15 protein-coding genes are annotated in these 17,222 nt (G+C 69.9%); 7 read left to right on the top strand and 8 right to left on the bottom strand.

What is annotated here, in order from left to right; all coding sequences use genetic code 11:
• Positions 1-232: 232 nt before the first annotated feature.
• A complete protein-coding gene (locus ACFYPC_RS34810; RefSeq protein ID WP_391891225.1) occupies positions 233-1,144 on the top strand; it encodes a Gfo/Idh/MocA family protein in 912 nt (303 codons plus the stop codon).
• Here the strand turns inward: ACFYPC_RS34810 and lnt are convergent.
• The 3 genes from lnt to ACFYPC_RS34795 all read right to left on the bottom strand — a co-directional run bounded on the left by lnt (position 1,062) and on the right by ACFYPC_RS34795 (position 5,104).
• Positions 1,062-2,636 carry an apolipoprotein N-acyltransferase gene (gene lnt, locus ACFYPC_RS34805; RefSeq protein ID WP_391891223.1) on the bottom strand — a complete coding sequence of 525 codons (1,575 nt, stop codon included), beginning with the start codon at positions 2,634-2,636 and terminating at the stop codon, positions 1,062-1,064. The genes ACFYPC_RS34810 and lnt overlap by 83 nt on opposite strands.
• Before the next feature lie 144 nt (positions 2,637-2,780).
• Complete coding sequence (locus tag ACFYPC_RS34800; protein ID WP_391891221.1) at positions 2,781-3,269, bottom strand: nuclear transport factor 2 family protein; 489 nt, start codon at positions 3,267-3,269, stop codon at positions 2,781-2,783.
• A 164-nt stretch (positions 3,270-3,433) separates the two neighbouring features.
• Positions 3,434-5,104: an ABC transporter substrate-binding protein gene (locus tag ACFYPC_RS34795; protein ID WP_391891219.1), complete on the bottom strand. Its 1,671-nt coding sequence runs from the start codon at positions 5,102-5,104 to the stop codon at positions 3,434-3,436.
• 293 nt (positions 5,105-5,397) lie between these two features.
• Between ACFYPC_RS34795 and ACFYPC_RS34790 the strand changes: the two genes are divergently transcribed.
• Entirely contained in the window at positions 5,398-7,767 is a 2,370-nt protein-coding gene (locus ACFYPC_RS34790) for a PAS domain S-box protein (RefSeq protein ID WP_391891292.1), read from the top strand.
• 489 nt (positions 7,768-8,256) lie between these two features.
• Entirely contained in the window at positions 8,257-8,997 is a 741-nt protein-coding gene (locus ACFYPC_RS34785) for an SDR family oxidoreductase (RefSeq protein WP_391891217.1), read from the top strand.
• Between the two features lie 242 nt (positions 8,998-9,239).
• Here the strand turns inward: ACFYPC_RS34785 and ACFYPC_RS34780 are convergent, their stop codons facing one another.
• Positions 9,240-9,419: a hypothetical protein gene (locus ACFYPC_RS34780; protein WP_384388132.1), complete on the bottom strand. Its 180-nt coding sequence runs from the start codon at positions 9,417-9,419 to the stop codon at positions 9,240-9,242.
• 82 nt (positions 9,420-9,501) lie between these two features.
• On the bottom strand, positions 9,502-9,897 hold the full coding sequence (locus tag ACFYPC_RS34775; protein ID WP_391891215.1) for a winged helix-turn-helix transcriptional regulator: 396 nt from the start codon (positions 9,895-9,897) through the stop codon (positions 9,502-9,504).
• Positions 9,898-9,971: 74 nt separating this feature from the next.
• On the opposite strand from ACFYPC_RS34775, the gene ACFYPC_RS34770 reads away from it, so the two are divergent.
• A complete protein-coding gene (locus ACFYPC_RS34770) occupies positions 9,972-10,532 on the top strand; it encodes a carboxymuconolactone decarboxylase family protein (RefSeq protein WP_391891213.1) in 561 nt (186 codons plus the stop codon).
• A 4-nt stretch (positions 10,533-10,536) separates the two neighbouring features.
• Here the strand turns inward: ACFYPC_RS34770 and ACFYPC_RS34765 are convergent, their stop codons facing one another.
• Both ACFYPC_RS34765 and ACFYPC_RS34760 read right to left on the bottom strand, forming a co-directional pair.
• A complete protein-coding gene (locus tag ACFYPC_RS34765; RefSeq protein WP_391891211.1) occupies positions 10,537-11,412 on the bottom strand; it encodes an undecaprenyl-diphosphate phosphatase in 876 nt (291 codons plus the stop codon).
• Positions 11,413-11,639: 227 nt separating this feature from the next.
• On the bottom strand, positions 11,640-12,458 hold the full coding sequence (locus ACFYPC_RS34760; protein WP_391891209.1) for a TVP38/TMEM64 family protein: 819 nt from the start codon (positions 12,456-12,458) through the stop codon (positions 11,640-11,642).
• Between the two features lie 49 nt (positions 12,459-12,507).
• Here ACFYPC_RS34760 and ACFYPC_RS34755 point away from each other — a divergent pair, with 49 nt between their 5' ends.
• The 3 genes from ACFYPC_RS34755 to ACFYPC_RS34745 all read left to right on the top strand — a co-directional run bounded on the left by ACFYPC_RS34755 (position 12,508) and on the right by ACFYPC_RS34745 (position 15,927).
• Positions 12,508-13,242, top strand: coding sequence for a DNA alkylation repair protein (locus ACFYPC_RS34755; protein ID WP_391891207.1), 735 nt, complete (start codon positions 12,508-12,510; stop codon positions 13,240-13,242).
• A gap of 457 nt (positions 13,243-13,699) precedes the next feature.
• The gene (gene tuf / locus ACFYPC_RS34750; protein WP_391891206.1) at positions 13,700-14,869 is read left to right on the top strand and encodes an elongation factor Tu; all 1,170 of its coding nucleotides are present in this window, start codon (positions 13,700-13,702) and stop codon (positions 14,867-14,869) included.
• Between the two features lie 212 nt (positions 14,870-15,081).
• The gene (locus tag ACFYPC_RS34745) at positions 15,082-15,927 is read left to right on the top strand and encodes a spermidine synthase (protein ID WP_391891204.1); all 846 of its coding nucleotides are present in this window, start codon (positions 15,082-15,084) and stop codon (positions 15,925-15,927) included.
• Here ACFYPC_RS34745 and ACFYPC_RS34740 read toward each other — a convergent pair.
• The gene (locus tag ACFYPC_RS34740; RefSeq protein ID WP_391891202.1) at positions 15,889-17,205 is read right to left on the bottom strand and encodes an MFS transporter; all 1,317 of its coding nucleotides are present in this window, start codon (positions 17,203-17,205) and stop codon (positions 15,889-15,891) included. The genes ACFYPC_RS34745 and ACFYPC_RS34740 overlap by 39 nt on opposite strands.
• Positions 17,206-17,222: the final 17 nt, after the last annotated feature.

Here is a 17,222-nt window from a genome sequence, read left to right as displayed (position 1 = left end):
CTCACTCACCGTGCCTAGGGCCGGAGGCGTCGAACTCCCGGCCGGGTCCGCAGTCGGTGCGATGCCCGGGCCCGTCGTTGGCGCCATGCCCCGGGACCGCAGGCGGAGCGATCGTGCGCGCCCACCGCACCGGCCCCCGAGGCGTCCGACCCAACAGCCGTATGCTTCCCGAACGAGGTCAAGAACCCGGACGTACCCCACAACCCGCAACGCACCCCTTGAGGAGACCCCTGTGAAGGTCGGCTGCATCGGACTCGGTGACATCGCGCAGAAGGCGTATCTGCCGGTGCTGAGCGTGCAGCCGGGCGTCGAGCTGCATGTGCAGACACGCACACCCGCCACCCTCACCCGGGTCGCCGACAGCCTCCACCTTCCGCAGGCACAGCGCCACACCGACCTGGCGGAGCTGCTGGCCCAGGATCTCGACGCCGCTTTCGTGCACGCGGCCACCGTGGCGCACCCCGAGATCGTCACACGCCTGCTGGAGGCCGGCGTACCGACGTATGTCGACAAGCCCCTCGCCTACGAACTCGCCGACTCGGAGCGGTTGGTGCGCCTCGCGGAGGAGCGGAACATCAGCCTGGCCGTGGGCTTCAACCGGCGTCACGCGCCCGGGTACACGCAGTGCGCCGACCACCCGCGAGAGCTGATCCTGATGCAGAAGAACCGCATCGGGCTGCCGGAGCGGACCCGCACCATGATCCTCGACGACTTCATCCATGTCGTCGACACGCTGCGGTTCCTGGCGCCGGGGCCCATCGACGACGTGACCGTACGCGCCCGTGTCGAGGGCGGACTGCTGCACCACGTCGTACTGCAGCTCGCCGGGGACGGCTTCACCGCGCTCGGAGTGATGAACCGGCTGAGCGGCTCGGCGGAGGAGATCCTCGAGGTCTCGGGTCAGGACACCAAACGGCAGGTGCTCAACCTTGCCGAGGTGATCGACCACAAGGGGCAGCCGACCGTGCGGCGGCGTGGGGACTGGGTACCGGTGGCCAGGCAGCGCGGTATCGAGCAGGTGGTGCTCGCCTTCCTGGACTCCGTGCGCGCGGGCAAGGTGCTCAGCGCCCGGGACGCACTCGCGACTCATGAGCTGTGCGAGCAGGTGGTACGTGCAGTGGAGGAACGGGCCTCCGCAGCCTGAACGCGCGTGTGCCCTCCGCCGCGCACAAGAGCGCCAGTACCAGCAGGGCCGCGTGCACCGGCCAGTCGCCGAACCGGACGTACGGCGTGACACCCCGTGCCAGCGGCACCTCGTACACCATCGTGGTGCTCGCGCCGGTCCCGAGCCAGGAGCCGACGCGTTCGCCGCTCGGACCGTAGACGGCGGAGACGCCGGTCAGTGTCGCGTGCACCATCGAGCGGCCGGTCTCGGCGGCCCGCAGCGCGGCGAGCGAGGCGTGCTGCTCGGGCGCCCAGCTGTGCTGGAAGCTCGATGTCGACGACTGCGCGAGGAGTACCTCGGCGCCGTCCTGGGCGAGCTGGCGGCTCATGTCGGGGAACGCCGACTCGAAGCAGACCATCGGGCCGACTCGCAGCCCGTGCCCGACGTTCATCACCACCTGCTCGGTGCCCTGCCTGCGGTCCTCGCCCGCCGCCTTGCCCACGGACGTCGCCCAGCCGAGGACGCTGCGCGCGGGAACGTACTCGCCGAAGGGGACCAGCCGCATCTTGTCGTACCGGTCGCCGGTCGGGCCCTGGGGTCCCACCAGGACCGAGCTCTTGTAGATGCCGGGCCGGTCGGAGCGGCGCGCGTCGACGTTCACCAGGACGTCGGCGCCCGTGAGCTGTGACAGCGCGGCGATCCGATTCGCCAGGTCGGGCCGGTCGGCGAGGTCGAAGCCGACACTGCTCTCGCCCCAGACGACCAGGTCGAGGTCCTGCCCGGCAAGCGTGCGGGTGAGCGCCTCCTCACGTGCGAAGCGCTTCTCGCCGCTGTTCGACCCGTCGACGACACCGGGTTGTACGACGGCGATCCGCACCGTGCCGTCCACGTCGGGGCGCGGCGACCACGCCCATGCCGCCGAGGTCGCGGCGGCGGTGGCGACCAGTCCGGCCACGGCGGGTATTCGGGCCTGGCGCACCGAGACGAGCACGGCGACGGCGACGTTGACCGTCACCACCAGGAAGCTGAGCAGCCACACCCCGCCCACCGAGGCGAGCCGCAGTGCGGGCCCCACCTGCCACTGGCTCGACCCGAGCAGACCCCAGGGGCCGCCCAAGCCCTGCCAGGAGCGGACCAGTTCGACCATCAGCCAGCCGGACGGCAGCACCACGAGCGCGGCCGTGACCTGACCGAGCGAGGGCACACCGCCGAGGAATCGCCGTACGAGCCAGCCCCAGGGGGCCCACAGCGCGCCGAGCAGCGCGGCTATGACCAGCGTGAACACGTTCAGGCTCGGCAGCAGCCAGTGGTGCACGGCCAGCATGAAGCCGAGCCCGCCGAGCCAGCCGTCGTACGCGGCCCGCTTTGCCGTCGGGGCGGAGCGGACCAGCAGGATCCAGGGCACCAGGGCGACGTACGCGAACCACCACAGGGAGGGGGCGGGGAAGGCGAACATGGGCAGCGCCCCGGCCGACACGGCGAGGAGGCCACGTCGCCAGGGGGAGGCGAACCAGTGCTCGGGCCTCTTCATACGACGCCTCCCCTCCCCGGTGCGTACCCCCAGTGTGCGCGCCGCGGACGATCTACGACAGGGGGTGTCGGTTTCGGGGTGCGGCCGTTCTGGGCCAGGGCGCTCGGGTGGCGGCCGTTCGAAGCCGTCGCGGGGACGGAACGGTCACGTGGTGGCTGCGGGCTCCTGACGCGCAGGTGAGGTGCGGCGCCACTTCTCCTGGACGACCACCTCGCGCAGCCGCCAGCCGTCGTACGTACGCACCAATGCGAAGGCGTAGCGGCCGCCGCACACGAAGTCGGGCGCGGTGGAACCGCTGTCGTCTCCCGCGAACCTCATCGGGTTGATGTAGTCCGCCTGGATCCGGGCGGTGTCGCCGGTGTCCTGCTCCAGCAGGTCGAACCGCACCCGCCGGTTGACGATCAGATGCTGGCGCATCGGGAACAGTTCCATGTTCTGGGAAAGCCATCCCGCGACCTGGTCGGCGTCACCCTCGATTCCCCCGGCGGAGCGGTAGTCCGCGCGTCCGGCCGGCGCGAACAGATCCCGATACCCCTCCCAGTCACCGTCGTCCACTGCCACCGCGTACTCGGTGACGAGTCCGTCCACGGCGAACCGGTCCATCACGGTCGCGAGCTCCACACGCTGCGTCATTGGATCAGTGTTGGCCACCGGGCGTGCCACGCCAAGGGGCTGAGCGGTGATATTCCGCGGTCATGGGCTTCGGTGGCCGATCGGCCTTGCATGCATCGGGGGTGGCGCTGTCGGACGCTTCGTGTACTGACCGGGTGGTCACCGCGACGCGGGTTGTACGGGCGTCAGTTCGCGTACTCGACCTTGGACCAGTCGACCCCCTCCCCCGCGTACCAGTTGAGGCCGGTCAGGTCCCTGCGCGTGCCCACCTGGAAGCCGGGCTGCGCGATCCAGAGCCAAGGGGCGTCGTTCGCGATGATCTCGGCACAGCGCTGGTGCTCCACGACCCGCTGGTCCCACGTGAGTTGGGGGCGCCCGGCCTCGGCCAAGCAGGCGTCGGCCCTGGCGCTGCTGTATCCGCCCCAGTTGTTGGAGCTCTTCGACTGGTAGAAGACTCCGAGTGCGTAGGCGGGGTCCGGTGAATCGGCCCCGAAGCTCTGGAAGAACATCGGCCGCTCGCCGCTGAACAACGCGTCCGTGTATGTCGAGGGCGGGAGTGCTTCGAGTTCGAGTGTCACTCCGACGTCTTTGAAGGCGCTCCGGAGTTCGGCGCCTACGGGCTCTCCGAGCGGCTCCGCGGTGCTGTAGGCCAGCGTCGTCCTGAACCCTTTCGTATGACCTGCCTCCCGTAGCAGTTCGCGTGCCCGTTCGGGGTCGTGGGTGTACGGGCGGAGGTAGGGGTCGAAGCCTGCCGCGTGATCCGAGACGGGGCCGTTGGCCGGTCCGGCGAACCCTCGGTAGACCTTCTCGATGATCCGCTGATACGGCGTCGCGTAGGAAAGGGCCTGTCGGACCCGGACGTCGTCAAGCGGTGGGTACTTCGGGTTCATGGGGCTTGAGTGAATGACATAGCCCTGGAAGTTCCACAGGTGCATGTCCTTGCTGTTCTGCAGTCTTTGCATGTCTGCGGGCAACAGGTACTGGGCGACCTGAGCCTCTCCGGTCATCAGCGCGGCGAGCCGGTCGGACGACCTCGGCACCTGCTTGAACGTGATCTGATCGAGTTCGGGAGGGAAGGGGTGCTCTTTGTGGGCCACCCAGACGACCTGGCGTCCGGGGCTCAGCTCGGCGAGTTTGAACGGACCGAAACCCACATCGTGGTTCTTCAGCCAGTGCTTCGCCCAGGGATCGCTGGAGGTCGCATGGCTTTTCGCCAGCTTGGAGTCCACCATCGCACGCCAGAACCCGCTCATGGTGAGAAGCAGGTGCGGCCCTGGCTCCGCCAGCTCGATGCGGACCGTGTAACGGTCGAGGACCTTCACATCCTCCGGTCGCTCGATCGTGGCGAGAGTGTTGTAGAAGCTCGTGATGCCGCCGAGAGCGAAGCTTCGGTCGAACGTCCACTTCACGTCGTCGGCCGTGAACTCGTTCCCCGCATGGCTCGGCCAGGCCTTTCGGAGCGCGAAGGTGTAGGTCCTCCCGCCGTTGGAGACCTCCCAGCCCTCGGCCATGCGCGGCTCGGTGATGTCCTGGAAGTCGCCGGCCTGCCACGCGAGGTCGAAGCCGCTCGACTCGCCGGGAGCGGGGATAGCCTTCCAACGGGTCAGCCGGTCGTTCAGGTTGAAGACGTGATCGTAGACTTCCTTGCCGAACACGAGCTCCCAGTCGAGGCTTGGAGGTGTCGTCGCCGCCGCGACGACCAACTGCTTGGACGCTGCGGCTCGGCCGCCGCAGCCCGCGACCAACGATCCAGCGAGCGGCATCCCTAACGCCGCCGCAGCGGACCCCAGGAACGATCTCCGGGTCACCGCACGGTGGAGACCGGCGGTCGGCGGGCTGTTGGGCTGGTCCGTCATCGAACCTCCTCGCCCGGGCATCAAGGACGACGACCATCCGGACGGGAGGGGGTTCGGCGCGTTACGCTCCGCCCGGCGAAGCCGGTTGGTCTCCGACGGCGCCTCCGGTTCAGGAGAACCGCCGAGAGGTCGAATCCTCGCTCTGGGGCCGCCTCTTGGCCGATTCCGTCACGCTAGCGCACCGTGCACCGACGTCCAAGGACGCGTCTTTCTCTGGCGGCCGGGAAGGAGGAAACTTGTCTCGTTCCACACCGGAGTTGAGCATGCGGCCTCGGCAGATTCTCACCGTGGCGATGGTCCTGGGGTTGACCGTTGCCGGCTTCTTCGGTGCTCGCCTGCTGGGCGAGCGAGATGCGCAACGCGACTCCCGGCATCGCGCCGAACTCGCGGCCGCCCAGATTCGCGAGCGCGTCGAGCAAGGGTCCTCCCTGGCAGAGAGCCTCCGCCGCTTCATGGCGAGTGTCGCCGGGATCCAGATCACAGGCGGGGAGTTCGAAAGCAACGCGTCCAGATGGCTCGGCCCGGCAGGCTTCCCCACTGCCGCGTGGGCCGAACAGATACCCGCTTCGCGCCGTGCCGCTTACGAGCGCCGGATCGGCCATCCCATCGTCACACGCGACCCGCGTCTCAGGATCGTGCCCGTCGGGCCGCAGCCCTCGTATCTGCCGGCGACCTTGGTCTCCGGTACCCCACCCGTGACGGTGCCCGGCATCGATCTCGGCAACGAACCGGGTGTAGCTCCGGCGGTCGCCCGTGCGAGTGGGCTCTTCGAGGCAAGCGCAACCCCTCTGGCAACCCTGCGAGACGGCACGAAGGGGCTCTTTCTCATCAGGTCCGCTCCGCGCTCCACCGGGGGAGGTGTCGAACCGGGGTTCGTGATGCTGTTCGTATCCGAACTCTCGTTGCGCACGGCCGCCACGGACACGGTGCCGCTGCAACTCACCGTCGGCGGCACCTCTACGGCAGATCTTGATGGCGCGGCGGCCGTGCACAGCACGTTCACGGAGGCGGGACAGAGATTCGATGTCGCTGTGCCTCAGGAGTCGGTGCACGGTGCCGCTGCGTTCCTGCCCTGGATCATCCTTGCGGCAGGCCTCGTCCTCGCGCTCCTCGCCGGGGTGCTCGGGATCAACGCGGCGCGGCGAGCCAGGGCACAGGACGAGCTCGACCGGATTTTCCGTCTCTCCTCCGATCTCATCGCGGTCGCCGATTTCGAGGGACGTCTCACGCGAGTCAATCCGGCCGTCGAACGTATTCTCGGTTACACGGAGGAAGAGTTCCTGGCGCGGCCGTACCTCGAGCTCATCCATCCGGACGACCGTGAGAAGACCGCCGTCGAGGGGGTCCGGATCTCTCAAGGGAGGAAGGTCACGTCGTTCGAGAACCGGTTCGTTCGCAAGGACGGCTCGTACCGAGTGCTCGAGTGGACGTCGACCCCTGTTCTCGAGGAGAGGACCATGTACGGGGTGGCACGCGACGTGACAGAGCGCCGGCGGGCCGAGAGCGAGTTGAGACGGCTTGCAGGTGAGCAGGCGGCACTGCGGCGCGTAGCGACCCTCGTCGCCAGGGGTGTGCCGCCGACCGCGGTCTTCGCGGCCGTCGCCCTGGAGGGGGAGCGGCTCCTCGACGCCCAGGCGACAGCGATCGGGAGGCTGGAGCCCGACGGGACGATGGCCATCGTGGCCAGCAGCGGGACCGCGCGCGACGTACTGCCGGTGGGCAGTCGTATGAAACTCGAGTCGGTGTTGGCGTTGACCAAAGTGGTGCGAACCGGCCGGTCGGCTCGCATCGACGACTTCAGCCGCGCGTCGGAATCCGTCAGGCGTAGAGCGCAGCGGTTGGGGATTCGTTGTTCCGTGGCGGTTCCTGTCATGGTCGGTGGCGCTCTCTGGGGGGCGATTGCCGCCGGAACGAGCCGCGAACAGTTCCCGGCCGACGCCGAGCAGCGCATGACCGACTTCACGGAGCTGCTCGCGACCGCGATCGCCAACGCGGACAGCCGTGCCGAGCTTGCCGCCTCGCGCAGACGGATCGTCGCGGCGTCCGACGCGGCTCGCCGTCGGATCGAGCGAGACCTCCACGACGGTACGCAGCAGCAGTTGGTCTCGCTCGTACTGGATGTGCGCGCCGAGGAGGCGAATGTCCCTCCCGAGAAGCACGAACTTCGAGCCTCACTGTCCCGGTTCGCGACGGGACTGGCCGCCGCGATCGACGATCTGCAGGAGATCTCGCGTGGGATCCATCCCGCGATCCTTTCCGCGGGCGGTGTCGGTCCGGCCTTGCGAACGCTGGCGCGCCGTTCGGCGATTCCCGTCGACCTCGATGTCACGACGAAAGCGCGGCTTCCCGAGCCGATCGAGGTTGCGGCGTATTTCGTCGCGTCGGAGGCCCTGGCCAACGCGGCGAAGCATGCGCGAGCGTCACACATAGAGGTTTCGCTCGCGCTGCGCGACGGCGGCCTGCTGCTGTCGATTCGCGACGACGGTGTCGGCGGAGCGGATTCGAGCCGGGGCTCGGGACTCGTCGGCTTGCAAGATCGAGTCGAGGCGCTCGGCGGGACGATCAGGATCGACAGCCCGGACGGTGGCGGAACATCGCTCGTCGTCACGCTTCCGGTCGACGTCGAGCCGCCGAGGACGGAAACAGGTGGCACGACGGTGTAGCGGTGGCGGTGACGGAAACAGGCGGCACGACGGAGTAGCGGTGGCGGTGACGTAACGGGGCGCGCGGGCCGAGGCGAGAGCGCGACGCGACTGCTGAAGTGGTCCAGGGGAGTGCGGCCGGGGCCGAGCCTGCGGCCAACTGGGCCGCGGGGTGCGGGTGCGGGTGCGAGGGTGCTCCGACTGGGCCGCGGAACACGGGTGCGAGGAAACTCCAACTGGCCTCGGGGCGCGGGTCCTGGGCCTCGGGCGCGAGGCAGCGGGCCGCTGAGTGGCCGGGACGGTGGTGAGCATCGGCGACGTGACACCGCTCGCGACGGAGGTCCACAGCCTCGTACAGGCGGGGAACTCGACCGCGGGGCAGCGGTGACGCCGGCGGTGACGCCAGCGGTGACGGCAGCGGTGACGCCAGGGGAGATGACCCTCTCGACGAGGACATGCCGGTGCGTCTGCGATCGTAGAGTGATCCATTCGCGCTGCTGGAGGAGTGTTATGTCACGTCCTGTCACAGTCGTAACGGGAGGGAGCCGGGGGATCGGCGCCGCGACCTGTACACGCCTCGCGGCGGACGGGCACGACATCGCGCTCGGATACGTCAGTGACGGCGCCGCCGCCGAATGGACCGCCGCTGCTGTCCGGGCCGCCGGGGCACGCTGCGTCACGGTCCGAGGCGACACCTCCGACGAAGCCGACGTGGAGCGGCTGTTCGACACGGCGGCGGACCGGCTGGGACCGGTGACGGGGCTGGTGAACAACGCCGGGGTGACCGGCCCACTCGGCAGGCTCGCGGACGCCGACCCCGCGGATCTGCGGCGGGTGGTGGAGGTCAACCTCCTGGGCACGCTGCTGTGTTCGCGCCGTGCGGCTCGTTCCATGGCGGCCTGGGGAAGCGGGGTCATCGTGAACGTCTCCTCGGCGGCCGCCACACTTGGCAGCCCGGGGGAGTTCGTCCACTACGCGGCCAGCAAGGCGGCTGTCGACGCCCTGACGATCGGCCTGGCCAAGGAACTCGGCCCCGACGGCATCCGCGTCAACGCGGTCGCGCCGGGAATGATCGACACCGAGATGCACGCGGCGATGGGGGATCCCGGCCGGGCCGAGCGCGCCGCGTCCGCCGTTCCGCTCCGCCGGGCCGGCCAGGCCGAGGAAATCGCCGCCGCCATCGCCTGGTTGATGTCCCCTGACGCCTCGTACACGACCGGGGCTGTGCTGCGCGTTTCTGGAGGACGGTGACATTCGGGAAGCCGGGGGTGGCTGTTCGTGCGTCGCTGCAACGTCCACGGTGTGGTGAAGAGTGAGCTGCTCGACCGTCGCGCAAGGTCGTCAGGTGGTCGGGCGCGGTTGTTCGAAGTCCTTCGCAATGCCGTCGCCCGCTCCACCAAGGCCGTTACGCCGTCGCCGCCTTGCCATCGCGCGACCGCACACGGGGTCCGCGCGAACGCCGGTGCCCCGGTGGGTTCGCCAGGGCTCCGGTCTCAGGCCGCCTCGATGATCTCGCCGCGTATCGCCTTGGCCCACTCCACGACCAACAGCTCGTACTCTGCTCGCTCCTGTGCCGAGAGGGAGCCGCCTGCGCGCATCCACAGCGCGCGGATCTGTTCGTTCACCGCGGCGGCAGACCGCACGGAACCAGAGGCCACGAAGTTGGGGGACATGGTGCAAGCCTAAGGGCAAGGACTGACGGTGCGCTACCAGACGGCTACTCAGGTCGTATGTGGTTGGTCACGACCGCCGCGTTCACTGCCGCTCAGCCCAGGTGCGGGACCAGTCCAGCAGGGGGCCCATCGAGCTGACCAACTCGTCGCCGAGCGGGGTGAGATGCCAGGTGGAGTGGGCGGTCGACGCGGTGATGCCCGCCTCGCGGAGTTCCGCCAGGCGGGTGGACAGAACGCTGGAGGACATGTTGTCGCAGCGGCGCTGCAGGTCGCGGAAGCCGATCGGGGCGCCGGCGCGGTGGAGTTCCCAGATGACGCGCAGCACCCAGCGCCTGCCGAGGAGGTCCAGCGCCGCCATGACGGGGCGGCCGCTCGTCGATCCGCGCACCGGCCGTCCGGGTGCCGGGGTGCCGAGTGCGGGGGTGTCGGGCGCCGGGGGACCGGCGGAGGAGCGGTCCGGTTCGCGTGACGTGGTCAAGTGCGTCCCTCTCAGCGGGAGTTGCTCGTCCTCCACTCTTGCGCTTCGATTTCAGAAGCGCAAGAGTGCTGGGCATGAAGCAACGCATCGACGGCGTCACGCCGCCCTACGAGCCCGAGACCGACCGCGCGTTGCACAGGTGGATGCTGCCTGGCGCCACCCGTGAACCCCTCATGCTCTTCAAGGTCCTCGAACGCCACCCCGAACTGGCTTCGCGCATGCGGGCGTTGGGCGCGGGCCTCCTCGTCCACGGTCGGCTGAGCGACGCTGACCGCGAACTCGTGATCGCCCGCGTCACCGCCCGCTCCGGATGTGCGTACGAGTGGGGCGTTCATATGGCGGCGTACGCCGAAACGGCCGGACTCGGCGAGGAGCAGATCACCCTCACCGCCACCGGCGAAGCCGACCACCCGGCGTGGTCCGCCCGGCAGGCGGCCCTGCTGCGCGCCGTGGACGAACTTCACGCCACCTCGCGGGTGAGCGACGCGGCGTGGAGCGGCTTGCGGGAGCATCTCGACGAGCGCGAGATCCTGGAGCTGCTGGTCCTCGCGGGCTGGTACCGGACGATCGCCTACGTCGCGAACGGTGTGCTGATCGAGGGGGAGCCCTGGGCGCTCGCCCTGCCGGGGAGTTGAGCCGTCAGCCCGCCGACTCCGCCGCGTGCGGGCTGAGCGCCCCCGTCGTCACCAGCGCGATGATGACGATGCCGAGCGCGATGCGGTAGTAGACGAACGGCATGAAGCTCTTGTGCGAGATGAACTTCATGAACCACGCGATGACGGCGTACCCGACCGCGAACGCGATGACCGTCGCGAAGGCCGTCGGCCCCCAGTCGACATGGCCGCCCTCGCCGGCGTCCTTGAGCTCGAAGAGCCCGGAGGCCAGTACGGCCGGCATGGCGAGCAGGAAGGAGTAACGGGCCGCCGCCTCGCGGGTGTAGCCCATGAACAGGCCGCCGCTGATGGTCGCGCCGGACCGCGAGACGCCGGGGACCAGAGCCATCGCCTGGCAGAGGCCGAAGAGCAGGCCGTCCTTGGTGTTGAGATCCTGAAGTGTCTTGCGTTCCCTGGCGGCCCGGTGCTTCCCGCCCGTCTCGTCGCGGGCTGCGAGCCGGTCGGCGATACCGATGACGACGCCCATCACGATCAGCATCGTCGCGGTGATCCGCAGATCGCGGAACGGCCCCTCGATCTGGTCCTTGAGCGTCACCCCGAGCACACCGATCGGAATCGAGCCGACGATCACCAGCCAGCCCATCTGCGCGTCGTGATCGCTTCGCATCGCCTTGTTCACGAGCGAGCGTGACCATGCCGAGATGATCCGCGCGACATCCTTGCGGAAGTAGATCAGTACCGCGGCCTCGGTGCCGAGTTGGGTGATCGCGGTGAAGGCCGCGCCCGGATCCTCCCAGCCCGCGAACGCCGCCGTCAGACGCAGATGCGCGCTGGAAGACACGGGAAGGAACTCGGTCAGCCCCTGGACGAGTCCGAGGATGAGGGATTCAAACCAAGACATGAAGTTACGTGGTCCCAGTACTGATCGTGGAGGGCGGCGGGCGCACCGTGCCGCTGATCGCGGTGATCACGGGGTGGTGTTGGGGGCAGCGTAGCGTCCCCCTCCGACAGTCCTGCCACAGGGGTTTGGTAGGCGGAGGGCACAGAGCGCTCCGGAGGCCGGTCCGAGTACCGGACGACCGTGTTCCGGGTGTCCTCAGCGGCCGCGGCGCCGCGCCGCAAGGTGCCTCAGTTGCCGCGCAGGTGGTGGCGCTTGCGCCAGGCCACCACGACTCCGGCGAGGGCCGGTACGGCGATGAACGCCATCGCGATGAGGAAGGCGGGCGATGTCGGTGCCGAGGCCTGGGCGCCGGCGACGACGTACGCGGCGGTGTTCGGGATCGTGCCGAGCGCCGTCGCGAGGAGGAACGGCAGCCAGCCCATCCGGGAGACGGCCGCGCAGTAGTTGGCCGCCCAGAACGGGATGCCCGGGAACAGCCGTGCCGCCATCATCGAGCGGAAGCCGTGGCGGCTGAGCTGCCCGTCCGCCGCCTTCAGCCAGCGCCCGCGCAGCAGCGGGCGCAACGCATCCTGACCGAGCAGCCGGCCGAGTCCGAAGGCCAGTCCTGCGCCGAGCACACTGCCCCCGATGGCGGCGGCGAGGCCCAGCTGGGAGCCGAAGAGGGCGCCCGCCGCCAGGCTCAGCAGGGGGCGTGGCACGAACGCGACCGTGACAAGGCCGTACGCCACCGCGAAGGCCACGACCGCCGCCGCACCGTTGAGCTGTGGCGGCCAGCCGTCCGAGAGCAGCCGCTGTGGTTCGAACAGCAGCACACTGGACCCGGCCCCCGCGAGCAGCACCATCAGCAGAGAGAGGCGCGACCAGGGCGAGAGCAGGGCTCTCGTGCAGCGCGCCGTCAGGCTGGTGGGTGTGACGGTCAGGCGTGAAGACGCGCCGACGGCCATCTCCGAGGCGACGGCGAGTTCCTTCGCGACGGAGAGCTCCGTGGCGGCGGCCGGGGGAGTGGCCGTGGCGGTGCCCCCAGAGTGGGTGGTGGCATCGAGCATCCGGTGACACTAGCCGAACGAGATGTGTGATCGCCGTATGGTTCGTCTCATGGGCCTCACAGCTTCCGGAATGACAGGGGTGCCGTTCGAGGTGCCGAACAGCGTCCTGGCGGAAACCCTGCTGGAACGGCTCACCGCCACGTACGCCGCGGCGGCCGATCCGAAGCGGGCTCAGTCGATGCGCACGTACATGAAGGACATCGCGCCCTTCCTCGGCCTGCCCACGCCCGAGCGCCGCATTCTCTCGCGGACCGTCCTCCTGGATACAGCACCCCCCGAGGAGGCCGACTGCGTCGCGGTCGCCCTTGGCTGCTGGGCGCTGCCGGAGCGCGAGTACCACTACTTCGCCGTGGACTACCTGCACCGTCACGTCAAGCGCCTGTCCTCCGGCTTCCTGCCGGTGGCACGGCATCTCGTCTCCACGGTCCCCTGGTGGGACACCGTCGACGCGCTCGCCTCACACGTGGTGGGAGGCCTGGTGGCTGCCGATCCGAAGCTGAAGAGCGACATGGACGCGTGGATCGAGGACGCCGACCTGTGGGTCGCGCGTACGGCCCTGCTCCACCAACTCCGCTACAAGGACGCCACCGACACCGAGCGCCTCTTCGGGTACTGCGTCCGCCAGGCCGGGCACCCCGATTTCTTCATCCGCAAGGCGATCGGCTGGTGTCTGCGTGAGTACGCGAAGACCGATGCGCAGGCGGTACGGGACTTCGTGGCCCGGGAGCGCGGGCGGTTCGCACCGCTGTCCGTGCGCGAGGCCCTGAAGAACATCGGTTCCTGAAGAACTGACGGTCCCTGATGACCTTCGGTCCCTGATGACCTTCGGCCCCTGATGACCTTCGGCCCCTGATGACCTTCGGCCCCTGATGACCTTCGGTCTCTGATGACCTTCGGCCGCTGAGGACAATCGGTCCCTGAAGTCTCCTGTCGCACCGGCGGACACATCCGACATCGCGGAGCGAAAAAACCATTCGACGTGGGCAGACGCGTCGGCGAAGATCTCCTCATGTTCCGGTACGCCTTCCTCCTCGCAGCATCCGCAGTCGCGGATGCGCCGAAGGCTGCCGTCCCGATCATCGTGGCCGCCGCCGACGGCGCCCGAAGCTGACCCTTCCCGGATCGTCCGGCGGACCCCGCAGGGGGAGGGTCGGCAAGACCTCGGGGTCCCCGTCCCGGCCCGTACGCGCCGGGGCCATCACTCAGCTCCGCTGACACTGAATAGGCTTCGAGGTACAGCCATGCCCAAGACGGCTTACGTGCGGACCAAGCCGCACCTGAACATCGGCACCATGGGTCATGTCGACCACGGCAAGACCACCCTGACCGCCGCCATCACCAAGGTTCTCGCCGACCGCGGCTCCGGCACTTTCGTCCCGTTCGACCGGATCGACCGGGCGCCGGAGGAGGCCGCGCGCGGCATCACCATCAACATCGCGCACGTCGAGTACGAGACCGACACCCGGCACTACGCGCACGTCGACATGCCTGGCCACGCCGACTACATCAAGAACATGGTCACGGGCGCCGCTCAGCTCGACGGGGCGATCCTCGTCGTCTCGGCGCTCGACGGGATCATGCCGCAGACCGCCGAGCACGTGCTGCTCGCCCGGCAGGTGGGCGTCGATCACATCGTCGTCGCCCTCAACAAGGCCGACGCGGGGGACGAGGAGCTCACCGACCTCGTCGAGCTGGAGGTCCGCGAACTGCTCTCCGCGCACGGGTACGGGGGAGAGTCCGTACCGGTCGTACGGGTGTCCGGTCTCAAGGCCCTTGAGGGGGACCCCCGTTGGACGGCGGCGATCGACGCGCTGCTCGACGCGGTGGACACCTACGTACCCATTCCGGAGCGGTACCTGGACGCGCCGTTCCTGTTGCCGGTCGAGAACGTGCTCACGATCACCGGGCGCGGGACCGTCGTCACCGGGGCCGTCGAGCGCGGCACGATCCGGGTCGGAGACCGTGTCGAAGTGCTCGGCGCCGCCGTCGACACGGTGGTCACCGGCCTGGAGACCTTCGGCAAGCCGATGGAGGAGGCGCAGGCCGGGGACAACGTGGCGCTGCTGCTGCGCGGCGTGCCGCGCGACGCCGTCCGACGCGGGCACATCGTCGCCGCGCCGGGAAGTGTCGTGCCCAGCCGTCGGTTCTCGGCGCAGGTGTACGTCCTGTCGGCGCGCGAGGGGGGTCGTACGACGCCTGTGGCCACCGGGTACCGGCCGCAGTTCTACATCCGCACCGCGGACGTGGTCGGCGACGTCGACCTCGGTGAGAGGGCCGTCGCCCGGCCCGGTGACACCGTCACGATGGCGGTGGAGCTCGGGCGGGACGTCCCGCTGGAACTCGGCCTGGGCTTCGCGATCCGGGAGGGCGGCCGGACCGTTGGCGCGGGGACGGTGACGTCGGTCGGCTGACGGGTGTGTGGGGGTGCGGGTGCCTGCCTGGGAGGCGGGCACCCGTTCTCGCGCCACCGGGGTGGGTGCCGGGCTATTGGGTTTTCGCCCCTCCGCCCCCTACCCTCCCTTGTTCCTGGGGGCTGCGGCCCCCAGACCCCCAGACCCCCGGTCGTCCGAAGGGCTCGTCCTCAAACGCCGGACGGGCTGGGATCTGGCCCCACAATGGAAGGGTGGACGAGCCGATACCCGTGACACGGGACGTGGATCACGGGACCGCCAAGCTGATGCCGGACGTCGACCGGAAGCGGGCGTGGCTGCTGACGGTGGACGGGGCGCCGCAGTCGTATGTCGATCTGGACGCGCCGACGCATCTGGAGTTCGAGTACGCGCGCCGGCTCGGGCACGTGGTGGACACGGTCGCGGAACCGGGGCGGCCGCTGGACGTGCTGCACCTCGGAGGGGGCGCGCTCACCCTGCCCCGCTATGTCGCCGCGACCCGGCCCGGGTCACGGCAGGACGTGGTGGAGGCCGACCGCGGCCTGCTCTCCCTGGTCGTCGAGCAGCTGCCCGTGCCGGACGACGCGGCGATCGCACTGCACGGTGCGGACGCCCGCACGTGGGTCGAGGCCGCCGCGCCCGACTCCGTCGACATCGTGATCGCGGACGTCTTCGGCGGCTCTCGCGTCCCGGCGCATCTGACCTCCGTGGCCTACGCGCGGGCGGCTGAGCGGGTCCTTCGCGCTGACGGTGTCTACCTCGCGAACCTCGCCGACGCCGCGCCCTTCGCCTTCCTGCGCTCCCAACTGGCCACGTTCGCCACGGTTTTCGAGGAGCTGGCGCTGATCGCCGAACCCGGCGTCCGACGCGGCCGTCGCTTCGGCAACGCGGTGCTCGTGGCCTCACACCGCCCGCTCGACACCGCCACCCTCGCCCGCCGTACCGCCTCCGACGCCTTCCCGGCGCGCGTCGAACACGGCGCCGTGCTGCGGGAGTTCATCGGCGACGCGAAGCCCGTACGGGACGAGGACGCGGTCCCCTCACCCGAGCCGCCCGACGGCGCCTTCAGCATCGGCTGACCCCGGGACGCGGTCCGGCATGGGCGCCCCCTGTGCCACCGCCTTCGTCCGCCGCGTCAGATGCCGTACGTCCGGGACGCACAGCACCGCCGCCGTGACCACGACGACGAGGACCGCGCAGCCCCACAGGGAGGCCGTACGGCCGAAGGCCACCTCCGCCGGGCCCGCCAGGGCCGTGGCCAGCGGAACCATCGCGATCGACCCGAACCAGTCGTAGGCGGAGACACGCGAGAGCTTGTCCTCGGGGATCTCCTGGTGCAGCGCGGTCATCCACGAGACCCCGAACACCTCGATGGACAGACCGCTGACGAGCATCACCGCGCACAGCCAGCCCAAGGGCAGGGGTACCGCGAGCGCGGCGGACGGGGCGGCGAGCGGGAAGACGCAGAGCGTACCGGCCAGCAGAAGACGGCGCGGTTTCCAGCGGGTCATCAGCAGCGCGCCGCCGACAGTGCCGAGACCGAACGCGCCGAGGGCGAGCCCCCACGGCCCCGCCCCGCCGAGGCTGTCCCGGGCGACCAGGGGGCCGTAGACCGCCTCGGCCGCGCCGACGACCGCGACGACCACGGAGAACTGCGCGACGATCGTCCACAGCCACGGCCGTCCGCTGAACTCCCGCCAGCCGTCGCGGAGATCGGAGAGCAGGCCGCCGCCGGGTTCGCGCGCCGGAATGTGGCTGACGTCGAGGAAAGAGCGCAGCGACCCGGCGACCGCGAACGCCACCGCGTCCACGGCCAGCACCCAGCCGGGTCCGATCGCCGCCACCATCGCCCCGCCGAGGGCCGCGCCGCCAAGCCCTGCGCCGTGCATCGCCATCCGGAACATCGCGAAGGCGCGGCTCGCCTGCGGCCCGCTGACCGAGGACATCAGCATGCCCTCGGCCGCCGGGTTGAAGAACGCGTGCCCCGTACCGCCGAGCGCGCTCAGCATCATCATCTGCCACAGCTGCGGCTCACCGGCGATGACCAGCGTCGCGAACGCCGCCTGTGAGAGGCAGTTGAGAGTGTTGGCCGCCACCATCACCCGATGGCGCGGCAACCGGTCCGCCACCGCGCCACCGATCAGCAGGAAGAGCACCAGCGGCAACGTCCGTGCCGCCGCCACCAGCCCCACGTCGCCCCCGTCGCCGCCCGTGTCGAGCACCGCGAACGCCGAGGCGATCAGGGCGCCCTGGCTGCCCAGGTTGGTGGCGATCGCGGCGGCGGTCAGCAGGGTGTAGTTCCGGCCTGCCCAGGAGGGGCGGCGCAGACGTCGGGGGGAGTCGGCGGCAGAGGTCACCGGGTGACTATCCCTGC

Source organism: Streptomyces sp. NPDC005808, assembly GCF_042871385.1.
Lineage (GTDB): Bacteria > Actinomycetota > Actinomycetes > Streptomycetales > Streptomycetaceae > Streptomyces.
Note: the sequence above shows the minus strand (reverse complement) of the source record. Positions and strands in the feature narration are given on the sequence as shown.